This is a genomic window from Kitasatospora sp. NPDC036934 (assembly GCF_055608425.1).
In genome coordinates this window covers 116,576-143,257 of record NZ_JBVJQR010000013.1, presented here as the reverse complement: position 1 = coordinate 143,257, position 26,682 = coordinate 116,576, and the positions used below count along the sequence as shown (strand labels likewise).

At 73.8% G+C, this 26,682-nt stretch carries 24 protein-coding genes and 1 pseudogene; 9 read left to right on the top strand and 16 right to left on the bottom strand.

Annotated elements, in window-relative coordinates; translation table 11 throughout:
- Positions 1-51: 51 nt before the first annotated feature.
- Positions 52-1,656: a MocR-like pyridoxine biosynthesis transcription factor PdxR gene (gene pdxR, locus ACZ7BZ_RS21355; protein ID WP_470359637.1), complete on the bottom strand. Its 1,605-nt coding sequence runs from the start codon at positions 1,654-1,656 to the stop codon at positions 52-54.
- A gap of 70 nt (positions 1,657-1,726) precedes the next feature.
- Between pdxR (ACZ7BZ_RS21355) and ACZ7BZ_RS21350 the strand changes: the two genes are divergently transcribed.
- The gene (locus ACZ7BZ_RS21350; RefSeq protein ID WP_470359636.1) at positions 1,727-2,560 is read left to right on the top strand and encodes a methyltransferase domain-containing protein; all 834 of its coding nucleotides are present in this window, start codon (positions 1,727-1,729) and stop codon (positions 2,558-2,560) included.
- Between the two features lie 84 nt (positions 2,561-2,644).
- On the opposite strand, the gene ACZ7BZ_RS21345 is transcribed toward ACZ7BZ_RS21350, so the two are convergent.
- On the bottom strand, positions 2,645-2,884 hold the full coding sequence (locus tag ACZ7BZ_RS21345) for a hypothetical protein (RefSeq protein WP_470359635.1): 240 nt from the start codon (positions 2,882-2,884) through the stop codon (positions 2,645-2,647).
- 55 nt (positions 2,885-2,939) lie between these two features.
- Positions 2,940-3,440, bottom strand: a complete 501-nt coding sequence (locus ACZ7BZ_RS21340; RefSeq protein ID WP_470359634.1) for a MarR family winged helix-turn-helix transcriptional regulator — start codon at positions 3,438-3,440, stop codon at positions 2,940-2,942.
- Positions 3,441-3,550: 110 nt separating this feature from the next.
- Here ACZ7BZ_RS21340 and ACZ7BZ_RS21335 point away from each other — a divergent pair, with 110 nt between their 5' ends.
- The 3 genes from ACZ7BZ_RS21335 (at position 3,551) to ACZ7BZ_RS21325 (ending at position 6,882) form a co-directional block, all read left to right on the top strand.
- Complete coding sequence (locus ACZ7BZ_RS21335; RefSeq protein ID WP_470359633.1) at positions 3,551-4,501, top strand: EamA family transporter; 951 nt, start codon at positions 3,551-3,553, stop codon at positions 4,499-4,501.
- Positions 4,502-4,586: 85 nt separating this feature from the next.
- Positions 4,587-5,225, top strand: a complete 639-nt coding sequence (locus tag ACZ7BZ_RS21330; protein WP_465748853.1) for an NAD(P)-dependent oxidoreductase — start codon at positions 4,587-4,589, stop codon at positions 5,223-5,225.
- 118 nt (positions 5,226-5,343) lie between these two features.
- Positions 5,344-6,882, top strand: coding sequence for an alpha/beta hydrolase (locus ACZ7BZ_RS21325; protein ID WP_470359632.1), 1,539 nt, complete (start codon positions 5,344-5,346; stop codon positions 6,880-6,882).
- 12 nt (positions 6,883-6,894) lie between these two features.
- On the opposite strand, the gene ACZ7BZ_RS21320 is transcribed toward ACZ7BZ_RS21325, so the two are convergent.
- Positions 6,895-7,230 (bottom strand): hypothetical protein, encoded by a 336-nt coding sequence (locus ACZ7BZ_RS21320; RefSeq protein ID WP_470359631.1) that lies wholly within the window; start codon positions 7,228-7,230, stop codon positions 6,895-6,897.
- 18 nt (positions 7,231-7,248) lie between these two features.
- Entirely contained in the window at positions 7,249-7,635 is a 387-nt protein-coding gene (locus ACZ7BZ_RS21315; protein ID WP_380452193.1) for a hypothetical protein, read from the bottom strand.
- A gap of 549 nt (positions 7,636-8,184) precedes the next feature.
- Between ACZ7BZ_RS21315 and ACZ7BZ_RS21310 the strand changes: the two genes are divergently transcribed.
- The gene (locus ACZ7BZ_RS21310; protein ID WP_470359630.1) at positions 8,185-9,621 is read left to right on the top strand and encodes a lytic transglycosylase domain-containing protein; all 1,437 of its coding nucleotides are present in this window, start codon (positions 8,185-8,187) and stop codon (positions 9,619-9,621) included.
- 133 nt (positions 9,622-9,754) lie between these two features.
- On the opposite strand, the gene ACZ7BZ_RS21305 is transcribed toward ACZ7BZ_RS21310, so the two are convergent.
- Positions 9,755-10,282 carry a GbsR/MarR family transcriptional regulator gene (locus ACZ7BZ_RS21305; RefSeq protein ID WP_380461570.1) on the bottom strand — a complete coding sequence of 176 codons (528 nt, stop codon included), beginning with the start codon at positions 10,280-10,282 and terminating at the stop codon, positions 9,755-9,757.
- Positions 10,283-10,376: 94 nt separating this feature from the next.
- Between ACZ7BZ_RS21305 and ACZ7BZ_RS21300 the strand changes: the two genes are divergently transcribed.
- Entirely contained in the window at positions 10,377-11,303 is a 927-nt protein-coding gene (locus ACZ7BZ_RS21300) for an ABC transporter ATP-binding protein (RefSeq protein WP_470359629.1), read from the top strand.
- Positions 11,300-12,949 carry an ABC transporter permease gene (locus ACZ7BZ_RS21295; RefSeq protein WP_470359628.1) on the top strand — a complete coding sequence of 550 codons (1,650 nt, stop codon included), beginning with the start codon at positions 11,300-11,302 and terminating at the stop codon, positions 12,947-12,949. Before ACZ7BZ_RS21300 ends, ACZ7BZ_RS21295 begins: the two co-directional genes overlap by 4 nt.
- Before the next feature lie 80 nt (positions 12,950-13,029).
- Here the strand turns inward: ACZ7BZ_RS21295 and ACZ7BZ_RS21290 are convergent, their stop codons facing one another.
- The 3 genes from ACZ7BZ_RS21290 to ACZ7BZ_RS21280 form a co-directional block, all read right to left on the bottom strand.
- Positions 13,030-13,617: a TerD family protein gene (locus ACZ7BZ_RS21290; RefSeq protein WP_470359627.1), complete on the bottom strand. Its 588-nt coding sequence runs from the start codon at positions 13,615-13,617 to the stop codon at positions 13,030-13,032.
- A 337-nt stretch (positions 13,618-13,954) separates the two neighbouring features.
- Positions 13,955-14,611, bottom strand: a complete 657-nt coding sequence (locus tag ACZ7BZ_RS21285) for a hypothetical protein (protein ID WP_470359626.1) — start codon at positions 14,609-14,611, stop codon at positions 13,955-13,957.
- Positions 14,608-15,243: a class I SAM-dependent methyltransferase gene (locus ACZ7BZ_RS21280; RefSeq protein WP_470359625.1), complete on the bottom strand. Its 636-nt coding sequence runs from the start codon at positions 15,241-15,243 to the stop codon at positions 14,608-14,610. The genes ACZ7BZ_RS21285 and ACZ7BZ_RS21280 overlap by 4 nt, the downstream gene beginning before the upstream one ends.
- Before the next feature lie 335 nt (positions 15,244-15,578).
- On the opposite strand from ACZ7BZ_RS21280, the gene ACZ7BZ_RS21275 reads away from it, so the two are divergent.
- Positions 15,579-17,936: a glycosyl hydrolase family 18 protein gene (locus ACZ7BZ_RS21275; RefSeq protein WP_470359624.1), complete on the top strand. Its 2,358-nt coding sequence runs from the start codon at positions 15,579-15,581 to the stop codon at positions 17,934-17,936.
- A gap of 64 nt (positions 17,937-18,000) precedes the next feature.
- Here the strand turns inward: ACZ7BZ_RS21275 and ACZ7BZ_RS21270 are convergent, their stop codons facing one another.
- The 6 genes from ACZ7BZ_RS21270 to ACZ7BZ_RS21245 all read right to left on the bottom strand — a co-directional run bounded on the left by ACZ7BZ_RS21270 (position 18,001) and on the right by ACZ7BZ_RS21245 (position 24,851).
- On the bottom strand, positions 18,001-18,771 hold the full coding sequence (locus tag ACZ7BZ_RS21270; RefSeq protein WP_470359623.1) for a bestrophin-like domain: 771 nt from the start codon (positions 18,769-18,771) through the stop codon (positions 18,001-18,003).
- 156 nt (positions 18,772-18,927) lie between these two features.
- A complete protein-coding gene (locus ACZ7BZ_RS21265) occupies positions 18,928-19,845 on the bottom strand; it encodes a hypothetical protein (protein WP_470359622.1) in 918 nt (305 codons plus the stop codon).
- A 233-nt stretch (positions 19,846-20,078) separates the two neighbouring features.
- Positions 20,079-21,485, bottom strand: a complete 1,407-nt coding sequence (locus ACZ7BZ_RS21260; protein ID WP_470359621.1) for a family 2B encapsulin nanocompartment shell protein — start codon at positions 21,483-21,485, stop codon at positions 20,079-20,081.
- 529 nt (positions 21,486-22,014) lie between these two features.
- On the bottom strand, positions 22,015-22,524 hold the full coding sequence (locus tag ACZ7BZ_RS21255) for a hypothetical protein (protein WP_470359620.1): 510 nt from the start codon (positions 22,522-22,524) through the stop codon (positions 22,015-22,017).
- A gap of 195 nt (positions 22,525-22,719) precedes the next feature.
- Complete coding sequence (gene pdxR, locus ACZ7BZ_RS21250; protein WP_470359619.1) at positions 22,720-24,174, bottom strand: MocR-like pyridoxine biosynthesis transcription factor PdxR; 1,455 nt, start codon at positions 24,172-24,174, stop codon at positions 22,720-22,722.
- A gap of 131 nt (positions 24,175-24,305) precedes the next feature.
- Positions 24,306-24,851 (bottom strand): universal stress protein, encoded by a 546-nt coding sequence (locus ACZ7BZ_RS21245; RefSeq protein ID WP_470359618.1) that lies wholly within the window; start codon positions 24,849-24,851, stop codon positions 24,306-24,308.
- A gap of 476 nt (positions 24,852-25,327) precedes the next feature.
- Between ACZ7BZ_RS21245 and ACZ7BZ_RS21240 the strand changes: the two are divergent.
- Positions 25,328-25,714: pseudogene (locus ACZ7BZ_RS21240) on the top strand (transglycosylase family protein); the annotation flags it as partial.
- 245 nt (positions 25,715-25,959) lie between these two features.
- Here ACZ7BZ_RS21240 and ACZ7BZ_RS21235 read toward each other — a convergent pair.
- Complete coding sequence (locus ACZ7BZ_RS21235) at positions 25,960-26,544, bottom strand: pyridoxamine 5'-phosphate oxidase family protein (protein ID WP_470359617.1); 585 nt, start codon at positions 26,542-26,544, stop codon at positions 25,960-25,962.
- Positions 26,545-26,682: the final 138 nt, after the last annotated feature.

The following is a 26,682-nucleotide window of genomic DNA, read 5'->3' as shown; positions in this document are numbered from 1 at the left end:
AGGCGGCCGGAGGTCTGACCCGCCGCGCGCCGGGAGTTCCGGGCCTCGGCGTCACCTCCCCCCGACCGGACCGGCGCCACGCCGAGCGCGGCGACCGACACCGGCCCGCCGCACCAACTCCCCCAGAACGGCGACCCCTTCGGCGATCAAGCCGGGCGAGCCCGCGGCGTAGCCGAGCACCAGCCCGGGTGGGTACGGCAGCCGGGCGTGCCAGGACAGCGGCTGGACCTTCACCCCGCGGTCCAGTGCGGCGGTGGCCAACTCGGTGTCACTACAGCCGAGTCCATCCGGGAGGGTGAGCATCAGGTGCAACCCGGCGGCCGCGCCGTGCACCGTGGCGGTGGGCAGCTGGGTGCGGATGGCGGCGATCATGGCGTCCCGCCGGCGGCGGTGCCGACCGCGCAACAGCCGCAGGTGGCGGTCGAGTTCGCCGGACTCCATCAGCCGGGCCAGCACCAGCTGGGGCAGGACCGGGTTGCCGAGGTCGGCGAACCGCTTGGCGTCGAGGACGGCGCCGCGCAGCCGCGGGGGCACCAGCAGCCAGCCGGTGCGCAGGGCGGGCGCGAGCAGCTTGGAGATGCTGCCCGCGTAGCAGACCCGGTCCGGCAGTTCGGCCCGCAGCGCGGGGACGGGCGGGCGGTCGTATCGGTGTTCGGCGTCGTAGTCGTCCTCGAGCACCAGCCCGCCTTCGCCCGCCCAGCGCAGGAGTTCGCGGCGCCGCTCGCCGCCGAGGACGACGCCGGTCGGGTACTGGTGGGCGGGGGTGAGCAGCACGGCGGGGGCGCCGGTGGCGCGCAGCGCGTCCACCCGGATGCCCTCGGCGTCGACCGGGACGGGCGGGGTGGCGGCGAGCCAGTGGGCGAGGTGCTGGCGGGCGCCGAGCGAACCCGGGTCCTCGACGGCGACCTCGGTGATGCCCTCCCGCCCGAGGGCCCGGCCGAGCAGCGCCAGCGCCTGGGCCGTCCCGGCGACGACCAGCACCTCCTCGGGATCGGCGCGGATGCCCCGGTTGCGGGCCAGCCAGTGGGCGACGGCCTGCCGCAGCGCGGGGGTGCCGCGGACGTCGCCGTAGCCGAGGTCGGGGGCGGCGAGGCCGTCCAGGACGGCCCGTTCGGCCCGGAGCCACGCGGCGCGCGGGAAGGCGGCGAGGTCGGGCAGGCCGGGGGTGAGGTCGATCCGGGCGGGGGTGGCGCGCAGGTGGTCGAACACCTCGGCGTCGGGGTCGCCCCGGAACAGTGCGGACGACCGTTCCTCCGATCCCGGCACGGCCTGCGGCGCCGACGGTACCGGCGGCACGGGTGGCACTGGTGGCATTGGTGGCACGGCCGGCATCAGGGCGACGACGACCGTGCCGCCCCGACCGCGCCCGGCGAGCTGGCCCGACTCGGTGAGCCGCCGGTAGGCGTCGGTCACCACCCCCCGGGAGACGCCGAGTTCGGCGGCGAGCACCCGGCTGGCGGGCAACCGGCTGCCCGTCGGCAGCCGTCCGTCGGCGACTGCCTCGCGCAGCCGGCCGGTCAGCCAGTCGGTGAGCCCGCCGGGCGGGGCCTCGGCGGCGTCGAGTTGGAGGAAGTCGGCGCCGACTTCCCCGGCCCGCCCGACTCCCCCAGCCCGCCCGGCCTCCTCGTCCCGTCCGGCCTCCGCATCCCGGCGCACCGTTTTGGACCTGTCGTTCCCGGCGTCTTTGGACCTGTCCACCGGTCCATACTGGCGCGAGGGTGGAGCCATGACCACCGAAACCGGCCCGTTCCCCGCCGCCCCCTACGTCCACGGCTACTCGGACACCGAGGCCCAGCGCCTCGGCGACCAGGCCGACACCCTCGCCGAGTTGCTGCACACCGACACCGCCTACCCGGCGGGCAGCCGGGTGCTGGAGGCGGGCTGCGGGGTGGGTGCGCAGACCGCGCACCTGCTGGCCGCCAGTCCGGGCGTACTGCTGACGGCGGCCGACGTCTCGGCCGAGTCGCTGGCCGAGGCCCGGGCCCGGATCACCGCGCTGGCGCCGACCGCCCAGGTCACCTGGCACCACGGTGACCTGCACCGACTGCCGTTCGCGGACGGCGCGTTCGACCACGTCTTCCTGTGCTTCGTGCTGGAGCACCTGCCCGACCCGGCCGCCGGACTGGCCGCCCTGCGCAGGCTGCTGCGGCCGGGCGGCACGATCACCGTGATCGAGGGCGACCACGGCTCGGCCTTCTTCCACCCGGAGACCCCGGCGGCCCGGCGCACCATCGACCACCTGGTCCGCCTCCAGGCCGGGGCGGGCGGCGACGCCCTGCTCGGCCGCCGGCTCCACCCGCTGCTGACGGCGGCCGGCTTCGCGGAGGTGACCGTCCGCCCCCGCACGGTCTACGCCGACGACGGCCGGCCGGCCCTGGTGGACGGCTTCACCCGGCGGACCTTCGTCGCCATGGTCGAGGCCGTCCGCCCGGAGGCCCTGGCCGCCGGGCTGACCACCCCGGAGGCCTTCGACCGCGGCATCGCCGAGCTGCGCCGCGCGGCCGAGCCGGGCGGGACGTTCCACTACACCTTCTTCAAGGCGGTGGCCGTCAACCCCTGACCCGTGCGGCGCCGGCGCCTACGATTCACGATCGCGGCCCGCAGCTCGGCGGGGCCGCGGACCGGGACCGCCCCGGGGCGCCCGTCAGGCGTCGGCCACCGCCGGGGCGGAGCGCCCGGCCGGCGGGGGCGGGCCGCTCGACAGCAGGCCGAGCTCCGCCATCCGGTCCGCGATCACGTCGACGCAGGCCTGGATGCCGGGCGCCGGTTCCGGCGACGCGTCGCGGATCGCCTTGATCGCGTGGACGTGGCGCCCGACGGTCAGGTGCTCGTCCACCGCACGCCGGACGCCGACGGGGAGCGCGTGCCGGATCGGATCGTCCATGGCCGCCATCCAAGGCGAGGACGGCCGGGCTCGGCAAACGGTTCGTCCGGGTCGGTCAGCCGGAGGTGTCGTCGCCGAGGTCGGCGAGCAGGACGCGCATGCCGTCGATCAGGGCGGCCGTCCGGGCCTCGTCGAGGCCGGCCAGCATCCGGTGCTCGTTGGCGATGTGGTCGGGCAGGGCGCGGTCGATCAGGGCGTGGCCCTCGGGGGTGAGTTCGACGTCGCGGCTGCGGCGGTCCTGGTCGCTGCGGGTGCGGGTGACCAGGCCGCGGGCCTCCAGGCGGTCGAGGCGCTGGGTGATCGCGCCGGAGGTGACCATGGCGGACTGCATCAGGCCGGTGGGGGTGAGGCGGTAGGGAGGGCCGCTGCGCTTGAGGGTGGCCAGGACGTCGAAGGAGGGGGCGTCCAGGCCGTGCTCGGCGAAGGTGCGGTTGAGTTCGGCGTCCACCAGGCGGTAGAGGCGCTTGAGTCGGCCGAACACCTCCATCGGGGAGACGTCCAGGTCGGGGCGCTCGGCGCCCCATTGCGCGACGACGCGGTCGAGGTGATCTGCCACGGGTCCAGGGTAGGCGACGCAGCAGAATTCCTTAGCGATGAGGTAACTGTGAGCCACGTCACCAACGACATTCGCCGAAAACTACCTTAGCGCCGAGATACATTGGCTTAGTGCTAAGCAATCGACTCACCGTCGTGCTGGTGACAGCCCTCGCCCCCGCCATCTGGGGGACGACCTACCTCGCCACCACCGAGCTGCTCCCGCCCCACCGTCCGCTCCTCGCCGCCGTCATCCGCTGCCTGCCCGCCGGGCTGCTGCTGATCGCCCTCACCCGCACCCTGCCCAAGGGCGGCTGGTGGTGGCGCGCACTCGTCCTCGGCGCGCTCAACATCGGCGCCTTCCAGGCCCTGCTGTTCACCGCCGCCTACCGCCTCCCCGGCGGCATCGCGGCCACCGTGGGCGCCGTCCAGCCCCTGATCACCGCCGGACTCTCGGCCGGGCTGCTCGGCGACCGGCTCACCCTGCGCACCGTGCTCTCCGGCATCGCCGGCGTGGCGGGCGTCAGCCTGCTGGTGCTGCGCTCCGACGCCCGGCTGGACGCGATCGGGGTGGCCGCCGCGCTCGGCGGCGCGGTGGTGATGGCCTTCGGCGTCGTGCTCTCCAAGCGCTGGGTCTCCCCCGCGCCGCTGCTCGCCACCACCGGTTGGCAACTCACCGCCGGCGGGCTGCTGCTGGTGCCGGTGACCCTGCTGAGCGAGGGTGCCCCACCCACCCACTACACGGCCGACAACGTGCTCGGCTACGCCTACCTCTGCCTGATCGGCGCGGCGCTCACCTACGCCATCTGGTTCCGCGGGCTGCGCGCGCTGCCGCCCACCTCGCTGTCCTTCCTCTCCCTGCTCAGCCCGGTGGTCGCCACCCTGGTCGGCTGGCTGGCGCTCGGCCAGGACCTCAGCCCGCTGCAGGCGGTCGGCGCGGTGGTGGTGCTCGGCTCGCTGATCGTCGCCCAGACCCGACGGCTCGGCCCCGCCGCCGCGAAGGCGACCGCGACCGCGACAGCGCCGGAGCCCGCCGACCCGGCACCGGACGTCCGGCCGAGCACGGTGTGCGGGAACGCCTGAGCCCGCCCCGCAGTCCCGCAGTCCCCGCACCACCGCACCACCGCACCACCGCAGTCCCGTTCAAGGAATCCAAGGAGAAACCTTCATGCGCATCACCGTGTTCGGCGCCACCGGCAACGTCGGCCGACGGGTCGTGACCGAGGCGCTCACCCGCGGCCACGAGGTCACCGCCGTCGTCCGGGACCCGGCCAAGCCGCACGACCTGCCGCCGGCCGTCACCCTCGCCGTCGGTGACGCCGGCGCCCCCGGGGACGTCGCCCGGATCGCCACCGGGCAGGACCTGGTGATCACCGCCACCCGGCCGGCGCCCGGCCGCGAGCACGAACTGGCCGCCGTCACCCGGGGTCTGCTGGCCGGCCTGGCCGGCACCGGCGTGCGGCTGCTCGCCGTCGGCGGCGCGGGCAGCCTGACCGTCCCGGGCACCGACGGCACGATCCTGGTGGAATCGCCCGGGTTCCCCGCGGAGATCCGGCCGATCGCGCTGGCCTGCGGCGAGCAGCTGGACCTCTACCGCGCGGACCGGGACGTCGACTGGACGTACCTGAGCCCGGCCGCCCTGCTGGAGCCCGGGGTGCGCACCGGCGTCTTCCGGCTCGGCCGGGACGAGCTGCTGGTCGACGCCGGGGGCAACTCGGCGATCTCGATGGAGGACCTCGCCGTGGTGCTGCTCGACGAGGCCGAGCGGCCGGTGCACCGGCGGGCCCGCTTCACCGCCGCCTACTGAGCGCGCCGAGGCGCCCGGGGTGCTGGATACCCCCGGCTCCGGGGTGCATCCAGCACCACCACGAAGACGGTGTCCTGCCCCATCGCGCGTCAGGTGCGGGCCGGACAGGATCGTTCCCGTGAACACCACCGCATCCCGCACCCGCCGCGCGGCCGCCGTCCTCGCCACCGCGGTCCTCGCCGGCCTCGCCCTGCCCGCCACGGCGAACGCCGACGCGGGCCGTGACCCGGGCGACGCCGAGCGCGCGCCGGCCCGCTACACCCACCAGACGCTCGACTGGCAGCCCTGCACGGGGCAGCCGACGCTCGACTGCGCCACCATGGCCGTCCCTCGCGACTGGCACCATCCCGGCTCCGGGGCCGACCTCTCCATCGCCGTCTCCCGGCACCGCGCCACCGACCAGGCGCACCGCAAGGGCACGCTGATGGAGACCGCGGGCGGCCCGGGCGGGCAGGGCCTGCTGCGACCGGTGGACCTCGTCCAGGGCGCCCCCGCGGTGGCCGCCGTGTACGACATCGCCGGATTCGACCAGCGCGGCGTCGGCCGCAGCACCAAGGTCCAGTGCCAGAGCCAGGAGGACTTCCAGGAGTTCCTGGCCGGGGACTACCGGGACCAGTCCCCCGCGGCCGTCGACCGGGTCATCGCCGACTCCCGCAAGCTGGTGGCCGACTGCCAGGAGCACAGCGGCGACCTCCTGCCGTACCTGACCACCGAGCAGACCGTCCACGACATGGACCTCTTCCGCTCACTGCTCGGCGAGAAGAAGATCAGCTACTACGGCGCCTCCTACGCCACCATGATCGGCGCATACTACGGGACGCTCTTCCCGCACCGGGTCGAGCGGATGGTGCTGGACAGCAACATCGGCTTCGAGGGCACCTGGGAGCAGTACGAGCTGGGCCAGCCGATGAGCTTCCAGCGCCGGTTCGAGGAGGACTTCCTGCCCTGGATGGCCGCCCGGGACACCACCTACCACTGGGGCTCGACCCCGGAGGAGGTCAAGGCGCACTGGGAGCAGCGGCGCGCCGACCTGCACGACCGGCCCATCACCGACGGCTCGTTGACGCTCGGCCCGAACCAACTGGACAACGGCACCATCAACGCGATCTACAGCGAGAAGGCCTTCCCCCTGCTGGCGAGCGCGCTGACCGCCCTGGACGACTGGCCGGGCGCCGACCCGACGGCCAAGCAGACGGCCAGCCGACTGTTCGGCCAGTACCTCAGCCCGGAGTTCCTCGCCGAGTACTTCTCGGTGACGTGCGGCGACACCCCGTGGACCAAGTCCATGGACACCTGGATCGAGCGCGGCGCGGAGAACACCGCCCGCTACCCGCTGATCGGCGCCCGCACGCTGGCCTTCAGCGCGGTCTGCGCGGCCTGGCCGACGGACCCGGCCCCCAAGGTGAAGGTCACCGGCGCCCACCTGCCGCCGGTGCTGATGCTCAACTCGCTGCACGACCCGGCGACGTACTACGAGGCGGCGCTCGGAGCGCACCGCGCGCTGCGCGGCTCGAAGCTGGTGACCGTCACCAGCAACGGCAACCACGGCCAGTACCCGGGGTCGGACGCCTGCGTCACGGACACCGTCGAGCGCTATCTGCTGGACGACCAGGCGCCGGAGCAGGACCTCACCTGCCCGGCCCCACCGGCCGGTTGAGCTACGGACCGGTCAACTGCCGTTCTTGGGGCGGAACTTGCCGCGCAGGTAGTCAGCGGCGACGGCCAGTACCGCGAAGCCGCCCACGGACAGCTTGATCCCGGCCTTGGCGACGATCCAGCCGATACCCGGGACGGTCCAGCCCAGCCAGTGGAGCACGGCCAGCATCGCCGCGCAGCCGCTGACGATGCACACCACCGTGGCACCGACGGCCGCGGCCCGCGACAGCTCGCGCGGGCCGCCGCTGCCGTCCTCACCCTCCGGAGCCGAAACGGCTTCTGCCGAAGCCTCGTTGACACTGGCGTCGGCGACTGCGCCGGACGTCTCGTTCGTACCCCGATCACCCATGGAGGCGATCATACGATGTCAGCGGCACGAATGATGAGTGTCCCCGAGGTACTCGCCGGTCTCGTCGTCGGGGAAGCTGACGGCCATGGTGACGCGGTACTCGAAGACGTCGAGCCGGTGCCCCGGCACCCGTGCCCAGGCGAGCGAGTGCACCTCGGCGTCGGAGGCCTGCCGGCACCAGGCCGCGGCCTCCTCCAGGGCGCGGGCGGCTGAACGCCCGGTGCACACCACGGCGGTGTAGGCGGCGACGGAGACGTCCCCGCCGGTGGTGCGGCCGCTGCGCGACACCGCCCGGACGGCGGCGGCGGCCTGGGTCAGGTCACGGGCCAGGTCGTCCACCACTCTGGGGGGTGCCGGCAGGACCACCGCCCCCTCGGCGACGCTCTCCGGCAGGTTCGCGCTCACGGTTTCGGCCTCCATCCGCATGGTCACGCGGCACAGCATGCCGGACCGGGATTCCTGGCATGCCCACTTTCACCTGAACGTCATCCGTCCAGGGCCGAGTTGGGGACGCCCCCTGGCGCCGGGCCGTCCGCCCTGCTAGTGCAAGCCCGACTCCCGGTGGACATCCCGGCAGGTCAGAGGGGAGTGCCACGGGCGCCGCCGGGGAGCCCGAAACGACGCCCACGCACCACCCCCGCGCTTCGACCCGCCCGTCCGACCGCCGGAGCGCCCGACTGCCCGGAGTTGAGCCTCGTCCAACTCCGTTCCGCCGCACCGGAGATGACACCGCCGACGACCCCGGGGCGGGGCTCCGGGCCGGCCGCACCCCGGCTGAGGTGCGGCGCCAACGCCTCGATGGGCCCCGGGACGCCTCCCGCCCATCCTGTCCCTGTCAGATCGTCGTGATACTAATCGTCACCGGTGGCAGGTGCCGCCGATCGACGGGCGGGCACGATGACGACGGCTCAACCGTTCCGGGAGGGTCCGGACGGCGACGGGGAGGGGCATCAGATGGCGGCGAGGTTCGGCAGTGCCAACGACGGGCGGAAGGTGCGGCTCGGCAAGCGGGTCACGGGGACGGCGGCGGCACTCGCCGCGCTGGCCGCGCTGACCGGCTCTCAGGTCTCGGGCCTCGGACTCGCCCAGGTCGCCGCCGCCGATGCCGGACCGGCCCAGGACGGCGCCGGCCAGACCCAGGGCAGCCCCTCCGCCCCGTTCGGCGGCCCCGCCGTCGGCCTCCCCGACACCGCGGCCGACGGCGGCAGCGCCGTCCAGCTCCCGCAGCCGCCCGGCACCCAGCCCGGCCTGCCCTCGGCCGGCCCCTTCGGCGCCACCGGCGCCTCGCTGCCCGCCACCGTCTTCGCCGCCTACCGCCAGGCCGAGACCTCGCTGGCCCAGCGCTCGCCGGGCTGCCACCTGCCCTGGCAGTTGCTCGCCGCGATCGGCCAGGTCGAGTCCGGCCAGGCCAACGGCGGCCAGGTGGACGCCGCCGGAAAGACGCTCACCCCGATCCTCGGCCCGGCGCTGGACGGCAACGGCTTCGCCGCGATACCCGACACCGACGGCGGCCGCTACGACGGCGACTCCCGCTGGGACCGCGCGGTCGGCCCGATGCAGTTCATCCCGTCCACCTGGGCCTCCTGGGGCGTGGACGCCACCGGCAAGGGCAACGCCGACCCGAACAACGTCTTCGACGCCGCCGAGACAGCGGGCCGCTACCTGTGCGCGGGCGGCCGGGACCTCTCCGACCCGGCCCAACTGGACCGGGCGGTCCTCAGCTACAACAACTCCGCCGAGTACCTGCGCACCGTCCGCAACTGGATGGCCCACTTCGGCAGCGGCACGGTCACCACCGTCGCGGACCGCCCCGGCGCCCCGACCCTGCCCGGCTCCTCGCCCTCGCCGTTCCTCCGGCCGTCCGGCGGCACGGGCACCTCGGGCGACACCCCGACCGGTACACCGTCCGGCAGCCCGTCCCCGACGGCGACCCCGACCGGCACGCCGAGCCCGACGCCGTCCACGGAGCCGACCACCACGCCGAGCCCCAGCGGTTCGCCCTCGCCCTCCGCGAGCCCGACGGCCACTCCGACCACCACGCCCACCACCACCCCGACCGGCTCGCCGTCCGGCAGCCCGTCCGCGACGGCCACCCCGACCACCACTCCGTCCGGCACCCCCACGGGCACGCCGACGTCCTGCCCGAGCCCGGCGGCGACGCCCACCGGCACCGCGACGCCCACCGGCTCGCCCTCCCCGACGGCCACGCCGTCCGGCAGCCCGTCCGCGACGGCCACGCCCAGCGGCACCCCGACCGGCTGCCCGACGCCCACGCCGAGCGGCAGCCCGAGCGGCAGCCCGAGCGCCGCTGCCGCCTCCGGCACCACCGCGCCGACCGGCACGCCCAGCGCCGCACTGTCGCCCTCGCCCTCGGCGACCGTGAAGAAGTGACCGTGCAGAAGTAGCCACAGACAGCTCCGCGAACAGCACCGCCGACGGCGGCAGACCGGCCCGAAGGGACCCGCTCTGCCGCCGTCGGCGCGTTCACCGGGAGCGGGCCCCGGCGGAGAGCCCCGGCGGGGGCCTACTCCCCCGCTCTCATCGCCGCCCGGTGCTCGCGCCAGCGGCCGAGCATCCCGTGCAGCTCGTCGATCATGAACTCGAAGAAGGCCGCGCTCTCCGCCAGCCGCTCCGCCGCCACCGTGCCCACGCCGACGGCCAGTTCGCCGTCCTTGAGCACCCGGACCCAGCGCAGCAGCAGTTCGTCGCGTCGGGTCAGCGACTCGAACCAGACGTCGTTGAGCACCCGGTAGCGGTCGCGCCGCGAGCCGGGCTCACGCTCCTTCGCGACCAGGCCGACCTGGATCAGGTAGCGCATCCCGCCGGAGACCGCGGCCGGGCTGATCTGCAGCCGTTCGGAGAGCTCGGCGGAGGTCAGCACACCGCTCTCCTCGGCCATCAGGCAGGAGAAGATCCGGGACGGCATCCGGCCCATGCCCGCGACCACCAACTCGGCCGCGAACCGCTCGACGAAGTCCGACACGGCCCGCTCACGCCCGTGCCACGGCGCCTTCTCCGTCTGCTCCGGCGCCCTCTCCGGCGTCTGCTCCACCCCTCGCCCCTCTCCGGGGATCATCCATCCCCTGATCGAACTTTAACGCTTCCCAATCTTCACGTTTTTCTGAACCTACGATACCTTCAGAAGCATGACCAAGGCCATCATCCTGTCCGGCCTGCGCAAGACCTTCGGCCGGACCACCGCGCTGGACGGCCTGGACCTCACCGTCGAGACCGGCGAGGTCCACGGCTTCCTCGGCCCCAACGGAGCCGGGAAGTCCACCACCCTCCGTGTCCTGCTCGGTCTGCTGCGCGCGGACGGCGGCAGCGCCCGGCTGCTCGGCAAGGACCCGTGGAAAAACGCCGTCGAGCTGCACCGCCGCCTCGCCTACGTCCCCGGCGACGTCGAACTGTGGCCCAACCTCACCGGCGGCGAGGCCATCGACCTGCTTTCCCGACTGCGCGGCCGGCTCGACCGGCGCCGCCGGGACGAACTGGTCGAGCGCTTCGACCTCGACCCGACCAAGAAGGGCCGCAGCTACTCCAAGGGCAACCGGCAGAAGGTCGCCATCGTCGCCGCCCTCGCCTCCGACGCCGAGCTCCTGCTGCTGGACGAGCCGACCTCCGGCCTGGACCCGCTGATGGAGGTGGTCTTCCAGGACGTCGTCCGGCAGGCCAAGACACAGGGCCGCACCGTCCTGCTCTCCAGCCACATCCTGGACGAGGTCGAGAAGCTGGGCGACCGGGTCAGCATCATCCGGCAGGGCCGGGTGGTGCAGAGCGGCACCCTGGCCGAACTGCGCCACCTCACCCGCACCACCGTCGAAGCGGAGACCGACCGCCCGGTCACCGGGCTGGACGTGCTGACGGGCGTGCACACCCTGCGCACCGACGGCCGGCGGGTCCACTTCGCCGTCGACGGCGACCAACTCGACGCCGCGGTACGGAAGCTGAGTGAGGCCGGGCTGCGCACCCTGGTCAGCCACCCGCCCACGCTGGAGGAGCTGATGCTTCGCCACTACGGCGACGAGCTGGCCGCCAACGGGCACACATCCGACCCGGATGCCGTCCGATGACCGCCGCCGCACCCGCCACCCGGCGCACCGGCCCGGCCCGCACCGACGGGCCCCGCGCTTTCACCGGCACCGTCACCCTGCTGCGCTTCGCCCTGCGCCGCGACCGGATCCGGCTGTCCACCTGGGTGCTCGGCCTCGCCCTGCTCACCCTGGCCACCGCCGACAGCGTCCACACCGTCTACCCGACCGCCGCCGACCGCGCCGCGATCGCCCACGGCTCGGGCAGTCCTGCCGTGCTCGCCATGACCGGTCCGGCGCACTACCTGGCCGACTACACCTGGGGCGCGATGCTCGGCCACCGGCTGCTCGGCCTGCTGGTCGTCCTGGCCGGCCTGCTGAGCGTGCTGACCGTCACCCGGCACACCCGGGCCGAGGAGGAGAGCGGCCGCGCCGAACTGGTCCGCTCGGCCGCCGTCGGCCGGCACGCCCAGCTGGCCGCCGCGCTGGCCACCGCCGCCGTCGCCGACCTCGCCCTCGGCCTGCTGCTGGCCGCCGGCCTGCCCGGCCTCGGCGTCCCCGGGCTGACCGGCGCCGGCGCGCTGCTGTTCGGCGCCGCCACCGCCGTCGGCGGGCTGCTGTTCGGCGCGGTGGCCGCCGTCGCCGTGCAGATCACCGCGCACACCCGGACGGCCTCCGGGCTGGCCCTCGCCGTGCTCGGCGCCGGCTACGCGCTGCGCGCCGCCGGGGACGCCGGCGGGTCGGCGCTCTCCTGGGCCTCCCCGATCGGCTGGCTGCAGCGCGGCTACCCCTTCGTCGACGACCGCTGGTGGCCGCTGCTGCCCGCACTGGCCCTGACCGCCGGCACCGCCACGGCCGGGTTCGCACTGAGCACCCGCCGGGACTTCGGCGCCGGGCTGCGCGCCACCCGTCCCGGCCCGGCCACCGGCAGCCCCGCCCTGGGCACCCCGCTCGGTCTGGCGCTGCGGCTGCACCGCGGTCTGATCGGCGGCTTCGCGGTCGCCCTGCTGCTGCTCGGTGCGATGTACGGCTCGCTGCTCGGCCAGGCCGACTCGATGCTCAAGGACGTCGACCAGATCAAGGAGGCGCTGGCCCGGCTCGGCGGTCACACCCTCGCCGACTCCTTCGCCGCGCTGACCATGCTGGTGGTCGCGGTGGTCGGCGGCGTCTACGCGGTGCTGGCGACGCTGCGCCCGCGCGGCGAGGAGAGCGCCGGGCGGGCGGTGCCGGTGCTGGCCGCCGGGGTGTCGCGGTCCCGCTGGCTGGGCGCGCACCTGGCGGCAGCGCTCCTGGGCTCGACCGCCGTGATGCTGGCGGCGGGCGTGGGCTTCGGTCTGGCCGGGGCGCTGTCCACCGGCGACGGGGGCGTGTTCCTGCGGCTGACCGGCGCGGCGCTGGCCTTCGCGCCCGCCCTCTGGGTGACGGTGGGCTTCGCCGCCGCGGTCTACGGCTGGCTGCCCCGGGCCCTGCCGCTGGCCTGGGCCGTGCCCGGCTACGCGTTCGTGATCGGCTACCTGGGCCCGCTGCTGAAGCTCCCGGCGGGCCTGGACCGGCTCTCCCCGTTCGGCCGGGTGCCCCGGCTCCCGGCGGCGCCGATGGACTGGACGCCGCTGGCCTTGCTCACCCTGGTCGCGGCCGCGCTGATCGCGCTGGCGCTGGCCGGATTCCGGCGCCGGGACGTCGAGTAGCGTCCACAGCGCCGGACCCGGGGGCGACCCGGGGGCGACCCGGGGCGACCCAGGGCGAGGAGAGCCGAACCGAGAACCGGTCAGAGGTGCTTGACCAGCTCCGGCATCAAGTCCTGGAAGGTGCGCCCGGCGGCCGGCTGGCCGATCGCGGCCATCTGCCAACCGCCCGGCGTGCGCTGCACCTTGGCCATGATCTGGGCGGTGTACGCTCCGCCGCCGGTCAGGGTGTAGCGGGCCAGCTCGGTGCCGGTGGTCTCGTCCACCAGCCGGCAGAAGGCGGCCTCGACCTCCTGGAAGGTCTGTCCGGTGAAGGAGTTGACCGTGAACAGGATCTGGTCGACCTCGGCGGCCACCTTGGTCAGGTCGACGGTGATCGACTCGTCGTCGGTCGCGTCGCCCGCGCCGCCGACCAGGTTGTCCCCGCTGTGCCGCACCGAGCCGTCGTTGCTGGTGAGGTGCTGGAAGAAGACCACGTCCACCGCCTTGCCGCCGGCGAACAGCACCGCCGAGGCGTCCAGGTCGACCTCCTGCCCGGCGGACAGCAGCTTGGCCAGGAAACCCTTGCGCTGCACGGCCCGCCAGCCCAGGCCCATCCGGACCACGGTCAACTGTCCACCGCCCGGCTTCTCCAGGCTGATCTTCTGCCCCTTGGCCAGCGAAACGGTCATCGTGTTCTCCTCGTTCCTACCGCCGTCCGTGCTGCGAACCTATCGCACGCGAAGAAATCTATGATCATCGGACGCCAGCTCGGGAGACCCTTACCCAGCAGTCCCCCGGGCCTCACTTCCGGCGGCGCTCCGCACACTGAGGGATTCGCCGGTCGGACGTCCGCCGTAGCCGGGGGCCGAACGGGTGGGCGGTGCACCGTCCAGGGTCGCCACGGAGCCGCTCCGACGGCCTGGCCCGACCGGGCCCGCTACGCCCGGATCGCCGACGGCACCTTCAACGAGCCCGCCGACGTGCAGAGTTGCCTCGACACCCTCAAGCCGGCTGATTCCCGCCCTGTCAGGCGTCGCCGTCCAGCAGGTGCTGGCGCACCTCCTGGAAGGTCCAGGCCCCGCCGGCCGGGCGGGAGAAGACCCAGACCAGGTCGAACCGGTCCGGCCAGGCGGCGGGTGCCCCGCTGTCGGCGGCGCCGAGCGCCTCGACGATCCGCGGGATCCTGGAGTGCTCCCAGCAGATCATCACCGGCTGGGCCCCGGTGAGGGCGGCGCCGGCCAGTTCGGACTCCTGGGACTCGGCGTAGGTGGTGTCCACGGTCAGCCCGAGCTTGGCGCCGAGCGGCGTGACGGTCTGCCGCATCCGGTGGGCGCCGGCCATCGGGCCCTGGTCGGTGGCGGCGTAGATCCGGGCCGGCGTGCGCAGCCCGGTCGCGGGCGGGGCGAACAGGGTGGGCAGGGCCTTGGCACGGTCCCAGCCGCGCTGGGTGAGGGACTTGCCGTCCTGCTTGCCGTTCTCGTCCAGGCCGGGCCGGCTGCCGTCGGGCTTCTCGCCGTGCCGGATGATCATCACGAAGGCGGCCCCGCCCGGGTCGCTGGCCTTCGCCACCGGGCCGGTCTTGCCGGCCTTGTCCTTCTTCCCGGCGGAGCAGCCCGCCAGCGCCAGCGGAGCGGCGGCCACGAGGCCGGTGAGCAGCAGGCGCCGGGTGGGGCGGGCGGTCATTCGGCACCCCGCTGGAGCCGCACCAGCGCATCGATCGCGGTGCCCGGGCCGGCGCCCCGGTGTCCGGGATCGGCGCCGACCTCGCGGTGGACGCGCTCGGCCCGTACGGTGCGCAGGCCGTGCCCGGCGAGGTCGGCGAGGACGTCCTCGGGGGTGAACAGCACCGCCGGGTCCTGCGGGCCGCCGACGCCCTCGGTGAGGTTGCTCAGGTCGTGCCCGATCACCAGCAGGGTGCCGCCGGGGGCGAGCGCCTCGGCGGCACGGTGCAGCGCGGCCCGGCGGTCGTCGGCGGGCAGTTGGAGGTAGGCGACCAGGACGAGGTCGTAGCCGGCCCCGGGGGCTTCGTAGCCGAGGGCGTCGCCGTGCCGCCAGGTGAGGCGGTCGGCGACCTCGTCGGGGAGTTCGGAGGTGAGCCGTTCGGCGCGTTCGAGGGCGACGGCGGAGAAGTCCAGGCCGGTGACCTCCCAGCCCTGGGCGGCCAGCCAGATGGCGTTGCGGCCCTCCCCGGTGGCCAGGTCGAGGGCGTGGCCGGGGGTGTGTCCGGTCAGTTCGCGGACCACCCACCGGTTGGGCGCGGTACCCCACACCAGTTCACTCGCGGCGTAGCGGTCGTCCCAGCCCTGACTGTCCATGCGCTCCTCCGTTCGGCGGGTCTGCTCCGTCCCGGTCAACCTACCGTTGCACCGCCCTTCCCGGCCCGGGGCCGTCCAGCGGGTGGACACCCTTGACGGCGAATATTGGTCCAGTCCAATCTGTTCTGTCGTGACGCGTCCGGACCACGGGCTCCGCCATGGCCACGCACCGCACGCCTTGAGCACCCGCCCAGCCCGCGTCACCGGTCCAGCCCGCGCCACCCGCCCAGCCCGCGCCACCCGCCCGTGCGCCCCCACCGCGCCCGGGCCGGCTCCCCACGGCCCGTCCGGGCCACGCACCGCCGGAACCCCCACACATCCGGAGGACACCGCCCATGTACGACCGCGTCCTGCCCGCACGGCCCAAGCCGCCCGCCCGGGGGCGTACCGCCCGCCGGGCCGCCCGGCGCAGACGGGCCACCGCCCTGGCCCTGGCCGCCACGCTCACCACCAGCGGCGCCGCCCTCGCCCTCACCTTCGGCTCCGCCGCCGCCACCCCGGTCAACCTGCTGGCCAACGGAGACTTCGAGACCGGCACCCTGGCCGGCTGGAGCTGCTCCAACGGCTCGGTCGTCACCACCCCGGTGCACGGTGGGAGTCACGCGCTCAGCGGGGCCGCCTCCGGCTCCGACACCGCGCAGTGCCAGCAGACCGTCGCCGTCCAGCCCAACACCTCGTACACCCTGGCCGGCTGGGTGCAGGGCAGCTACGTCTACCTCGGCGCCACCGGGGCCGGCGTCAACGCCTCCAGCTGGACGCCCGGCGGCACCGGCTGGAACCAACTGAGCAGCACCTTCACCACCGGCGCCACCACCACCTCCGTCACCGTCTTCACCCACGGCTGGTACGGCACCGGCGGCTACTACGCGGACGACCTCACCCTGGCCGGCCCGGGCGGGCCGACCTCCTCGACCAGCCCGACCGCGAGCGGCAGCCCCACGGCCTCCGCCAGCCCGACGGCCACCGGCTCCCCCACCGGCTCGCCCACCGGCAGCCCGACCGCCACCGGCTCGCCGACCGGCAGCCCGACCGGAAGTCCCACCGGCTCCCCCACCGCGACCGCCACCGCGAGCGGCCCGGCCGGGGACGGCAAGGTCACCACCCCGACCGGCGTCACGATCAGCAAGGTCACCTCCGGCGCCGTCGTGCTCACCTGGCAGCCCTCGACCCTGAGCACCGGCGACGGCCCGGTCTCCTACAAGGTGTGGTCCAACGGCCAGTTGGTCGCCACCTCGATGGGCACCTCGGTGGCCGTCAGCTCCCTGCTGCCCGGCCGGGGCTACACCTTCAGCGTCCAGGGCTACTCGGGCGGCCACGCCTCCGCCCAGTCCGCCCCGGTGAGCACCACGACCGCCGCCGCGCCCGCCCAACCACCCGTCCGCTCGGCCTACTTCGACCAGTGGGGCATCTACGAGAACGCGTATTACCCGAAGAACGTCGACACCAGCGGCGCCGCGAACAAGCTGGACGTCATCCACTACGCCTTCGCCAACATCGACCCCAGCAAGTTCACCTGCTTCCAGGCGGTGAAGGCCTCCGACTCGGCCAACGACTCCGACCCCAACGCCGGTGACGGCGCGGGCGACGCCTACGCCGACTACCAGTCCGACTACAACTCCGGCACCAGCGTGGACGGCGGCAGCGACACCTGGGAGCAGCCGCTCAAGGGCAACTTCAACCAGCTGCGCCAGCTCAAGGCCAAGTACCCGAACCTGCGCTTCACCATCTCGATCGGCGGCTGGACGTACTCCAAGTACTTCTCCGACGCGGCCGCCACCGACGCCTCCCGGAAGACCTTCGTCTCCTCCTGCCTCGACATGTTCCTCAAGGGGAACCTCCCGACCGGCGTCGCCGGTGACGCCTCCGGCGGGCAGGCCTCGGCGGCCGGCATCTTCGACGGCGTCGACATCGACTGGGAGTACCCGGGCTCGGCCGGCGGCCACACCGGGAACCACTACTCCCCCGCCGACAAGCAGAACTACACCCTGCTGCTCAAGGAGTTCCGCACCCAGCTGGACGCCCTCGGCGCCGCCCAGGGCAAGCGGTACCTGCTGAGCGCCGCGCTCCCCAGCGGCCAGGACAAGATCGCCCAGCTGGAGACCGACAAGATCGGCGCCTACCTGGACTACGCCGACGTGATGTCCTACGACATGCACGGCTCCTGGGACGCCAAGGGCCCGACCAACCACCAGGACCCGCTGCACGACAGCCCGGCCGACCCGACCACGCCGATCACCCCCGGCACCCGCAAGTACAACGTGGACACCACGCTCGCCGCGTACACCACCGGCCTGCCCGAGTACGGCATCCCCGGCGGCTTCCCGGCGAACAAGGTCGTGCTCGGCATCCCGTTCTACTGGCGCGGCTGGACGGGCGTCCCGGCCGGCTCCGACTACGGCCTGTACCAGAGCGCGACCGGACCGACGGCCGCCAAGCCGCTCAGCCAGGAGGCCGGACTGGCAGCCTGGAAGGAGCTCAACCCGACTGCCGCGCAGACCCATTGGGATCCGGTGACGGAGAGCAGCTGGGTCTACGACGGCACCAACTTCTGGACCGGCGACACCCCGCAGGCCGTCCAGGCGCGCGGGGCCTACGCCAAGGCCAAGGGCCTGGGCGGCCTGTTCGCCTTCTCCCTGGAGAACGACGACGCTTCCGGCACCATGCTCAACTCGATGGACAGCAGCCTGCGCTGACGTCACCTCACCTGTGTGCGCCGGTGGCCCCGCCCGGGACCACCGGCGCACGCTCCCGGGCCGCTCAGCTCGTGAGGTTGAGCGAGGGGAACAGGTCCGTGAACGGCTGGGTGGTGACCGAGACGCTCCGGGCGAACGGATCGTCGAAGTCCCAGATCATGAACAGCAGGAAGGCGATCAGCACGCTGAAGCACGCCGCCAGGATCAACTCCCGCGGTGTGCGCCTGATCTGGAGCGCGAACAGCATCCCGACGGTCACCACCGCCCCGCCGATCAGCCCGAACCAGACCACGCCCGGCATGGTCGGCCCGGCGTTCTGGCCTCGCTGGTTGCGGGCGTCCAAGGCCTGGCTGATCCGGTCCGTCATCGGCTGGTAGGCCTGGGACTCCAGGTCGGAGGCCGGCGGCCGACTGACCACCTCGTTCTGGAGCTTGTCCAGCAACTGGGTGCCCTTGTCGGTGATCTCGCCGTTCTTGCCCATGTAGTCCCACTCGACGGTCACCACGTACGTGACGTAGGCGTCGACATCGGCCCGGACCTGGTCACGGAACTCGACCGGGTAGACCACGGCCCGGTCGCTCACCTCCCGCAGCGACTGCGCCTCGCGGAACGCGTCGTCCTGGGCGGCGCCGCGCGCCTCCCAGACTCCCGCGATGGCGAGACCGAGGACGATCGCGTAGACCACGCCGATCATCATCGTGATGTACTCGATGACGTCGGGCGTCTCGTCGGCGTCCTCGATGACACCCTGCTGACGGCGCCTCAGCACCACCACCGCCAAGACAACGGCACAGGCCGCTGCCAAGGCGATGATCAGCGCCACCCACTCGGACATGGGAACTCCCTTCTCTGGCTTGGCTTGTGACGTGAACGGGGAAGTCCGGGGCCCGACCGGCCGGCCGAGCCCGGGAAACCGCCCGGCGGGGCCCGGAGCTCCTCCGGGCGGACCGGAAGCCGTCGGGCTCCGGGGTCATGAGGGACGCCGGGGCCGTCAGGACCCGGAGCGACCGCGGCCCCGGCCACGGCCACCCGGGCGCAGCGCCGCCGCCGCCAGCACCGCGGGGACGGTGATCAGCAGCATCGTGGTGGTCGTCGAGGCACCGTGGTGGTGCTGCGCGACGGGCACCGGCCTGGAGGGCCACACCTTGAACGCCGGGTGCGCCGACGGGGTCGGCCACAGCGGACCGGGTCGGTCCGGGCTCGGCAGCACGGGGCTGGGCACCACGGCGGGCGGCGGCGCCTGCGGGGCGGGTGCGGCGGGCGCCGGGGCCGCAGGCACGGCGCCCGCCGCCAGGGGCGACGGCGGCAGGGTGGGCACCGGGGTCGGGGCGGGGGGCGCCACCGTCGGGGACGGCGTCGGTGTCGGCGCGTGGGTCGGCGTCGGTGTGGGGCTGGGGGCGTGCGTAGGCGTCGGTGTCGGCGTGTGCGTCGGAGTGGGGGTGGGAGTCGGCGTAGGCGTCGGGGTGGGGCTCGGGCACGGGTGCGGATGGTGGTGATGGTGGTGCCACCGGCCCCCGTCGTGGTCGCCGTCCCCGTCGTGGTCGCCGCCCCCGCCGTGGTCGCCGCCCCCGCCGTGATCGTGGTCGTGCGGCGGCTGCGGCCTGTGGTGCCGGCCGACGTCCGGGGCGACGCTGACATCGACCTGGACGTCCACGTCCACCCCGACGTCCACGCGGCCGCCCGGACCGACCGACGTCGACAGGTCCGTTTCGGTGCACACCCAGGTGTCCACGGCCTGACCGTTCGGGTGCCCGGCGGAATGTTCGGCCCCCGAGGCGCTGGCCCCGCCGACCAGCGCGCACATCGCCACCGCGCCGACCGCCGCACCGATCAGCCGCATCCGTCGCCCGGGGCCCGCGGCCCCGCCGCCGTGCCGCGGTATCCGTCGGGACTGTCGGCGCTGCGCCATGGGCTCCACACACCTCTCGGGTCGACTGGGGAGGACGGAAGGACTCGGTCTGACAGCCGACGAGAGCGGGCGGCAACGGCCTGGACCGGTCAGAACCGATCGGGCACGACCAAGTGCATTCAAACGCGATCAGGCGGACGGCCCGCCTACGGAGCGGGCCGTCCGCCATCAGGTGAAACGATCTTCGCGCCGACCGGTTACGGCCCGCGCTCGCTGTTCCGGGTTCCGGGTGCTCAGTGGCGGCGGTGCGCGATCTCGACGTTCTCCAGCACACCGACCGCGTCCGGCACCAGGATCGCGCACGAGTAGTAGGCGCTGACCAGGTACGAGATGATCGCCTTCTCGTCGATCCCCATGAAGCGGACCGACAGCGAGGGCTGGTACTCGTCCGGCAGGCCGGTCTGGTGCAGGCCGATGACGCCCTGGTTGTCCTCGCCGGTACGGATCACCAGGATCGAGCTGGTGTTCTCCTTGGTGATCGGGATCTTGCTGCACGGCAGGATCGGTACCCCGCGCCAGGCCGGCACCTGCTGCCCGCCGAGGTCGACGTGGTGCGGGTAGATGCCCCGGGCGTTGAACTCCCGGCCGATCGCGGCGATGGCCTTGGGGTGGGCCAGCAGGTAGTCGGGGTCGCGGCGGCGGTTGAGCAGCTCGTCCAGGTCGTCCGGGGTGGGCGGGCCGGAGTGGGTCTGGATGCGCTGGTCGAAGTCGGCGTTGTTGAGCAGGCCGAACTCCGGGTTGTTGATCATCTCGTGCTCCTGGCGCTCGCGCAGGGCCTCGATGGTCAGCCGGAGCTGGTGCTCGATCTGGTTCATCGGCTGGTTGTACAGGTCCGCGACCCGGGTGTGGACCTTGAGGATGGTCTGCGCGACGCTCAGCTCGTACTCGCGCGGCTTGAGCTCGTAGTCCACGAAGGCGCCGGGGAGTTCGTACTCGCCGTGGTGGCCGGCCGACATCGCGATCTCGGCCTCGCCGCGCTCGTTCTGGGCCTGCAGCGGCAGGGACAGGAACGACTCCAGGTGCTCCTGGAGGGAGGGCGCGTTGTCCCGGATGCGAGCGAAGTCCTCCCGGCTCAGGGTGAGGGCGACACCGGAGGTGGCGGTCTTCGCGGTGAAGTCCCAGACCGCGTCCGGGTTCAGCAGCGAGTCGTCGCCGAAGCGGTCGCCGTCACCGGCCACGCCCACCACGGTCTCGTCGCCGTACTTGCCGGTGCCGATCTTGTTGATCTTGCCGTGGGCGATCAGGAAGATCCGGTCGGCGGCCTCGCCCATGGTGGTGAGCACCTCGCCGGGGCCGAAGTCCCGCTGCTGGCAGCGGTCGGCGAGGGCGGTGAGCACCTCCTCGTCCTCGTAGCCGCGCAGCAGGGCCAGCTCGCCCAGCTCCTGCGGGATCACGCGGACCTGGGAGCCGGTCTTGATGAACTCCACCACGCCGTTGCCGACGGTGTAGGTGAGCCGTCGGTTCACCCGGTACGCGCCACCGTGGGCCTCGACCCACGGGAGCACCTTGAGCAGCCAGCGGGAGGTGATCTCCTGCATCTGCGGGGCGGACTTGGTCGTGGTGGCAAGGTTTCGGGCAGCTGCCGTCGCGAGGCTCTGCTGCCGGTCCTGCTGTGTCTCCGGGCTCGTGTCCACGGGCATCGGCAGGGGTCTCCATTCGTGTGGGTCGGACCACGCGACCAGGGCCGTACCGCTCCGACCTGGGCGCACGCGTCCGCAACGGATCATCAGATCCGCTTACTGGTGGGGAAGTTGGCGAGTTTCGGGAGCGGGACCGCCATCGCCCGGCGGCCCATCCGGAACCCTAGATCACCAGAACCCGACCGAGCCCGTACGGCGGCCGACTACCCCCCGATAGGGTGAATCTCGCGCGATCCGCCCCCGCGCCCCAGCCGCCACCGGAACACCCGTTCGCGCCCGGACCCCGGCTCCCCCGGCCTCGCTCCCACCTCCGCCACACCGTCCCCGGCCGTCAACCCGGCACACCGTCCCGGCCCGCTCCGGCCCCGGCCCGCTCCAACTCTGCGGCCGGAGAACCGGCCGGAGAAGCTGCCGGAGAACGCGAAAGGCCCGTCAGGTGCCGGTACGGGGGTGGCCGGCACCTGACGGGTGCAAGGGGGTGCGGCCGCACGGCCCGCGCCAGGGAGAGGAGGGGAGAGGAGAGGTCGGATCAGCAGGTGACCTGGGTGCCGGCGATGCCGAGGATGCCTGAGTTGTTGGCCAGGCCGCCCTGGTACTCGTAGTAGAGGTACGAGTAGAAGTCGATCCGGACGCCGTCTCCGCACGCCGAGTCGGGGGCCACGGTGTAGGTGACCGTGAAGGTGCTGCTGGCGCCGGGCGCGAGCGGGACGTCGTAGCGGGCGATGCCGCCGTGCACGTTGTCGCTGCAGCCGTTGGTCTGCGGGCCGCAGGCCGTGGCGGTGAACTTGAGCCCCTTCTGCAGACTGGTGTCGTAGGTCTGCTGGACGCTCTGGTAGACGAACTGGATCGGGGTGTCGTACGGGTTGGTGAGCGTCAGGGTCAGCGTGAACTCACCTCCCCGGGCGGTCGTCTGGCGGTCGGAGACGGCCGTGAGCGGCAGCGGACTGTCCGCCTGGGCGGGTGCCGCGGACAACAGCAGACCGGCGGCGACGGCCGGGCCCATGGCGAGCGCGGCACGGCTCAGATGTGTTCTGCGCATGTCCATGGAGCGTAGGGGGCGACGCCGCCGAGGCCATCCCCCTCGGCCCGAAGCCGTACCGACGCACGAGCGGCGGGCGGACGCCCCGGACCGACCGAACGCGTTCCGGCCCGGCGGATCCCCCGGTGGCCTATCCTTCGCCGGCCACCCCGCCAGGGCCTGCCCCAGGCCCCGGCACCCCCGCTTCCGGACCGGTCAGCACGGTGGCGGCAGGATGTCGCACAGTGCCTGGAGCGCCGCCGCGTAGGCGTGGTCGGGCGGCGTGGCGTAGCCCACCACCAGGCCGTCGACGGCGGGCACCGCCTCCAGATCGGCCGCCGGATGGCGGTAGTCGGCGAGCCCCTCGACGGCCAGGCCCCGGTAGGCGGCGGCCTTGAGGACGGACCGCTCGGTGCCGGGGGCCAGCCGCAGGACGGCGTGCAGGCCGGCCGCGATGCCGGACACCTCGATGTGCGGGGCGTGCGCGGCCAGTGCGGCCACCAGCTGGTCCCGGCGGTCCCGGTAGCGGCGCCGCATCCGGCGCAGGTGCCGGTCGTAGCCGCCGGATTCGATGAACTCGGCGAGGGTCAGCTGGTCCAACGCGCTGACCCAGGCCTCGCGTTCGCCCTTGGCGGCGAGCGCCCGGTCCACCAGGTGGTCCGGCAGGACCATCCAGCCGAGGCGCAGCGCGGGGCTGAGGCTCTTGCTGGTGCTGCCCAGGTACAGGACCCGGTCGGGGTCGAGCCCCTGGAGGGCGCCGACCGGCTGGCGGTCGTAGCGGAACTCCCCGTCGTAGTCGTCCTCCAGGACGAGCCCGCCGTGCCCACGCGCCCAGTCGATGACGGCGGCGCGGCGCCCGGCGTGCAGCGGGCCGCCGGTCGGGAACTGGTGGGCGGGGGTGAGCAGGGCGGTGCGGATCTCCGGTCGGGTGGCCAACTTCCCGACCCGGGCGCCCTGTTCGTCGATCGGCAGCGGCACGGTGGTGACCCCGGCGGCGCCCAGCAGTCCGCGGTGGAAGCCCAGTCCGTAGGCCTCCACGGCCAGCGGCCCCTGTTCGTCGGACGGCAGGACGGGCGCGGCGCCGTCGAAGAGCAGCCGCAGCGCGTGGGCGAAGCCGGCGCAGACCACGATCCGGTCGGGGTCGGTGCGCACCCCGCGGGCGCGGGCGAGGTAGTCGGCGAGGACGGTGCGCAGTTCACGGCGGCCGTGCGGGTCGCCGGGCCCGAAGGCCTCGTTGGGTGCGGCGGTGAGGGCCCGGCGGCCGGCGGCCAGCCAGGCGGTGCGGGGGAAGGAGGCGGCGTCGGGCTGGCCCTGGCGCAGGTCGTGCACGGGCCCGGGCCGGCGCACGGGGCGGCGGGCGTGGCGGGAGGGTACGGGCGCGGCGCGTTCGGCGACGGTGGTGCCGGAGCCCTGGCGGGCGACGAGCCAGCCCTCGGCGACCAGTTCGGTGTAGGCCTCGGCGGCGGTGTTGCGGGCCAGGCCGAGGTCGGTGGCGAGGGCCCGGTAGGGCGGCAGCCGGGTGCCGGGGGCCAGCCGGCCGCTGCGGATCGCCTCGCGCAGAGCGGCCATCAGCGCGGAGCGGCGGCCGCCGGTGGCGGGGAGGTCCAGGTGGAGGTCGTTGCCGGTCAGGTGGGCCGGCTCGGTGGGGTGCGCGCCCGGCGGTTCCGTCATGGAAACGCACCCTACCGGCCACGCCGGAGCCGCCCGGCGGGCGGTCGGCCCCGGCGCTCGTCCGGCCTCGGGGCCGGGTCGTGGCCAGGACCTCTGTCATCCGCCGGACGGACGCCAGCCATGGGCTGCGATCAGGGGACGACGGTGACCGGCCAGCGGCCCGCCTTGACCAGCCGGACCGCGACCGAGCCGATCACCTTGTGCCCTGCCTGTTCGGACACCCCGACCACCACGGCGTCGGCGCGCAGTTCGTCGGCGAGCTTGGCCAGTCCGGTGTACGGGTCGCCACGCATGGTGAGGAAGCGCCAGTCGACCCGCCAGACCTCGCGCATCCGCTGCTCGGCCTCCCGCAGCGCGGCGAGGAGTTCGTCGGCGATCTCCTGGGTGGTCTCCTCCACCGCGGCCCCGGCCAGGGCGGTCGCGGCGCCGAGTATCGGCTGGATGTAGGCGACGGCCAGGGCGGCGCCCTGCCGGCGGGCCAGTCCCGCGGCATAGGCGGTGGCGCGCCAGGAGGAGTCGGAGCCGTCCAGGCCCGCGAGGATCACCTTGGGTCCGTCGGTGCCCAGCTCGAAGCCGCTGGGGGCGGCGGCCGCCTCGTGCTCCCCGTACCCGTCACCGGCCGGGCGGCCCGCGTCGTCGACGGCCCCTGCGTCCGCCGCATCGCTGTCATTGCTCATGGGCCGAAGGCTATGCCCCGCACCGGGAGTGGATGGCGGGGGCACTCCGGGTGAGGGCTGTGGCGCGGGCCACCCGGGCGGGCGGGCGGGGCAGCGGTTCCGGCACGGGGGGCGGGGTGGACCGTCACGCGCTGTCGACGATGTGCGCGGCCTCACAGCGCCTCCGGGGTGACGGGGGCCACTTCCGGCGGCAGTTTGATCTTGAAAATAGGTGGAAATTGGGCGAAATCATCTGATTTTCGTGATCGCTACCTGCGGTAACAGGCCTCTGACGTGCCCGAACCTGCGAATCCTTGAAACCGCCACAACCGCCCCCGTACCTTCGAACTCGTTGCACCGAGCGATTCCGCTCCGGCCGGGCCTCACCGCCCCCGAGCAGGAACGGTGCCGGACCACGCGAGTGACGCGACCCCGAACCGACGGCCTCCCGAAGGCCTGGTTCCGCACGCTCGCAGACCCCCTCCGAAAGGAACCGCATGACCTTCCGTAACGAGACTGCCGCTGCCACCACCACTGCCACCCCGAAGCGCCGCAACCGCGTCCGGATGGCTCTGATGGCCGGGGCGCTCACCGCCCTTCCGGTGGCCGGCCTCGTCACGGCCAACAGCGCCTCCGCCGCCCCGGCGACCGTCTGGGACAAGGTCGCCCAGTGCGAGGCCACCGGCAACTGGGCCGTCAACTCCGGCAACGGCTTCTACGGCGGCCTCCAGTTCACCTCCAGCACCTGGGCCGCCTTCGGCGGCACCGCGTACGCCCCGCAGGCCCACCAGGCCACCAAGGACCAGCAGATCGCGATCGGCGAGAAGGTCCTCGCCGCCCAGGGCCCCGGCGCCTGGCCGATCTGCTCCGTCAAGGCCGGCCTGGGCAAGTAAGCCCGCAGGCGAGCCCCACCCGCACGACGAAGCCGCCGCACCCCTCCCCTGGGGTGCGGCGGCTCCGTCGTGCGCCGACCTCGTCGGCCGTACGCGCTGAAGCGGCTGCCGCTCTCCGCCCTGGACGCCCACGAGGTGTACCCGAAGGCTGGGTTCGTGCTGCACCCCGGCCCGGGAGCGGCCGATGCTCCTCGTCGGGCGCGAGCCCGACCGAGGGAGCGGCCGCCCGGGCCCTTTCAGACCGGCCGGGCCGGCAGCGGCAGCGGCAGGGCGGGCAGACCGTCGATGCTGGTGCCGACGTGCGGCTTGCGCGCGCAGTAGTCGCCGAACTCCTCCTCGCCCTTGCGGTCGAAGAACTGGGCGTGCAGATCCCGGTCGGCCCGGTAGTCCATGAACGGCACCGCGTACCCGCAGGAGTCGGAGACCCGCTCGGCCCGAACCAGCACGATCGCCCGCAGCCCGGAGCCGTCCGCGCCGGGTCCGAAGCGGCCGAGCAGTCCGGCGAAGCGCGGGTCGTCGCGGAAGACCGGTTCGCCGTGGCCGTGCACCCGCACGACGGTGGGCGGGCCGTCGAAGGCGCACCACATCAGGGTGATCCGGCCGTTCTCCCGCAGATGGGCGATGGTTTCGGCCTGTGAGCCGCCGAAGTCCAGGTAGGCGAGGGTGAGTTCGTCGATGATCGTGAGGGTTCCGGAGCGGCCCTTGGGTGAGAGGTTGACGTGTCCGTCGGCGGCGAGCGGCGCCGTCGCGACGAAGTAGACGGGCTGGCGTTCGATGAACTGCCGCAGCCGGCCGTCGATGCTTTCGTACTGCTTTCCCATGTCCGCCAGTCTGCCCCCATCTCGATAAGTGAGAACCAGGATTCCGTAGTATGAGACGCGCGGCGTCGGCCCGGCCGGCCCGGAACGATCCGGCCGGAAGATCCGTACACCGCCGTTGACCGCTGTGAGAACGGGAGT

Bases quoted from the DNA above. Each gene is read 5' to 3' on its own strand.
- ACZ7BZ_RS21290 (WP_470359627.1), bottom strand. From the start codon at position 13,617: ATGACCGTTTCGCTGGCCAAGGGGCAGAAGATCAGCCTGGAGAAGCCG.
- ACZ7BZ_RS21270 (WP_470359623.1), bottom strand. From the start codon at position 18,771: ATGTCCGAGTGGGTGGCGCTGATCATCGCCTTGGCAGCGGCCTGTGCC.
- pdxR (WP_470359619.1), bottom strand. From the start codon at position 24,174: ATGACGGAACCGCCGGGCGCGCACCCCACCGAGCCGGCCCACCTGACC.
- ACZ7BZ_RS21345 (WP_470359635.1), bottom strand. From the start codon at position 2,884: ATGGACGATCCGATCCGGCACGCGCTCCCCGTCGGCGTCCGGCGTGCG.
- ACZ7BZ_RS21330 (WP_465748853.1), top strand. From the start codon at position 4,587: ATGCGCATCACCGTGTTCGGCGCCACCGGCAACGTCGGCCGACGGGTC.
- ACZ7BZ_RS21265 (WP_470359622.1), bottom strand. From the start codon at position 19,845: ATGGCGCAGCGCCGACAGTCCCGACGGATACCGCGGCACGGCGGCGGG.
- ACZ7BZ_RS21295 (WP_470359628.1), top strand. From the start codon at position 11,300: ATGACCGCCGCCGCACCCGCCACCCGGCGCACCGGCCCGGCCCGCACC.
- ACZ7BZ_RS21255 (WP_470359620.1), bottom strand. From the start codon at position 22,524: ATGCGCAGAACACATCTGAGCCGTGCCGCGCTCGCCATGGGCCCGGCC.
- ACZ7BZ_RS21245 (WP_470359618.1), bottom strand. From the start codon at position 24,851: ATGAGCAATGACAGCGATGCGGCGGACGCAGGGGCCGTCGACGACGCG.
- ACZ7BZ_RS21275 (WP_470359624.1), top strand. From the start codon at position 15,579: ATGTACGACCGCGTCCTGCCCGCACGGCCCAAGCCGCCCGCCCGGGGG.
- ACZ7BZ_RS21310 (WP_470359630.1), top strand. From the start codon at position 8,185: ATGGCGGCGAGGTTCGGCAGTGCCAACGACGGGCGGAAGGTGCGGCTC.
- ACZ7BZ_RS21260 (WP_470359621.1), bottom strand. From the start codon at position 21,485: ATGCCCGTGGACACGAGCCCGGAGACACAGCAGGACCGGCAGCAGAGC.
- ACZ7BZ_RS21300 (WP_470359629.1), top strand. From the start codon at position 10,377: ATGACCAAGGCCATCATCCTGTCCGGCCTGCGCAAGACCTTCGGCCGG.
- ACZ7BZ_RS21350 (WP_470359636.1), top strand. From the start codon at position 1,727: ATGACCACCGAAACCGGCCCGTTCCCCGCCGCCCCCTACGTCCACGGC.
- ACZ7BZ_RS21285 (WP_470359626.1), bottom strand. From the start codon at position 14,611: ATGACCGCCCGCCCCACCCGGCGCCTGCTGCTCACCGGCCTCGTGGCC.
- ACZ7BZ_RS21320 (WP_470359631.1), bottom strand. From the start codon at position 7,230: ATGGGTGATCGGGGTACGAACGAGACGTCCGGCGCAGTCGCCGACGCC.
- ACZ7BZ_RS21235 (WP_470359617.1), bottom strand. From the start codon at position 26,544: ATGGGAAAGCAGTACGAAAGCATCGACGGCCGGCTGCGGCAGTTCATC.
- ACZ7BZ_RS21280 (WP_470359625.1), bottom strand. From the start codon at position 15,243: ATGGACAGTCAGGGCTGGGACGACCGCTACGCCGCGAGTGAACTGGTG.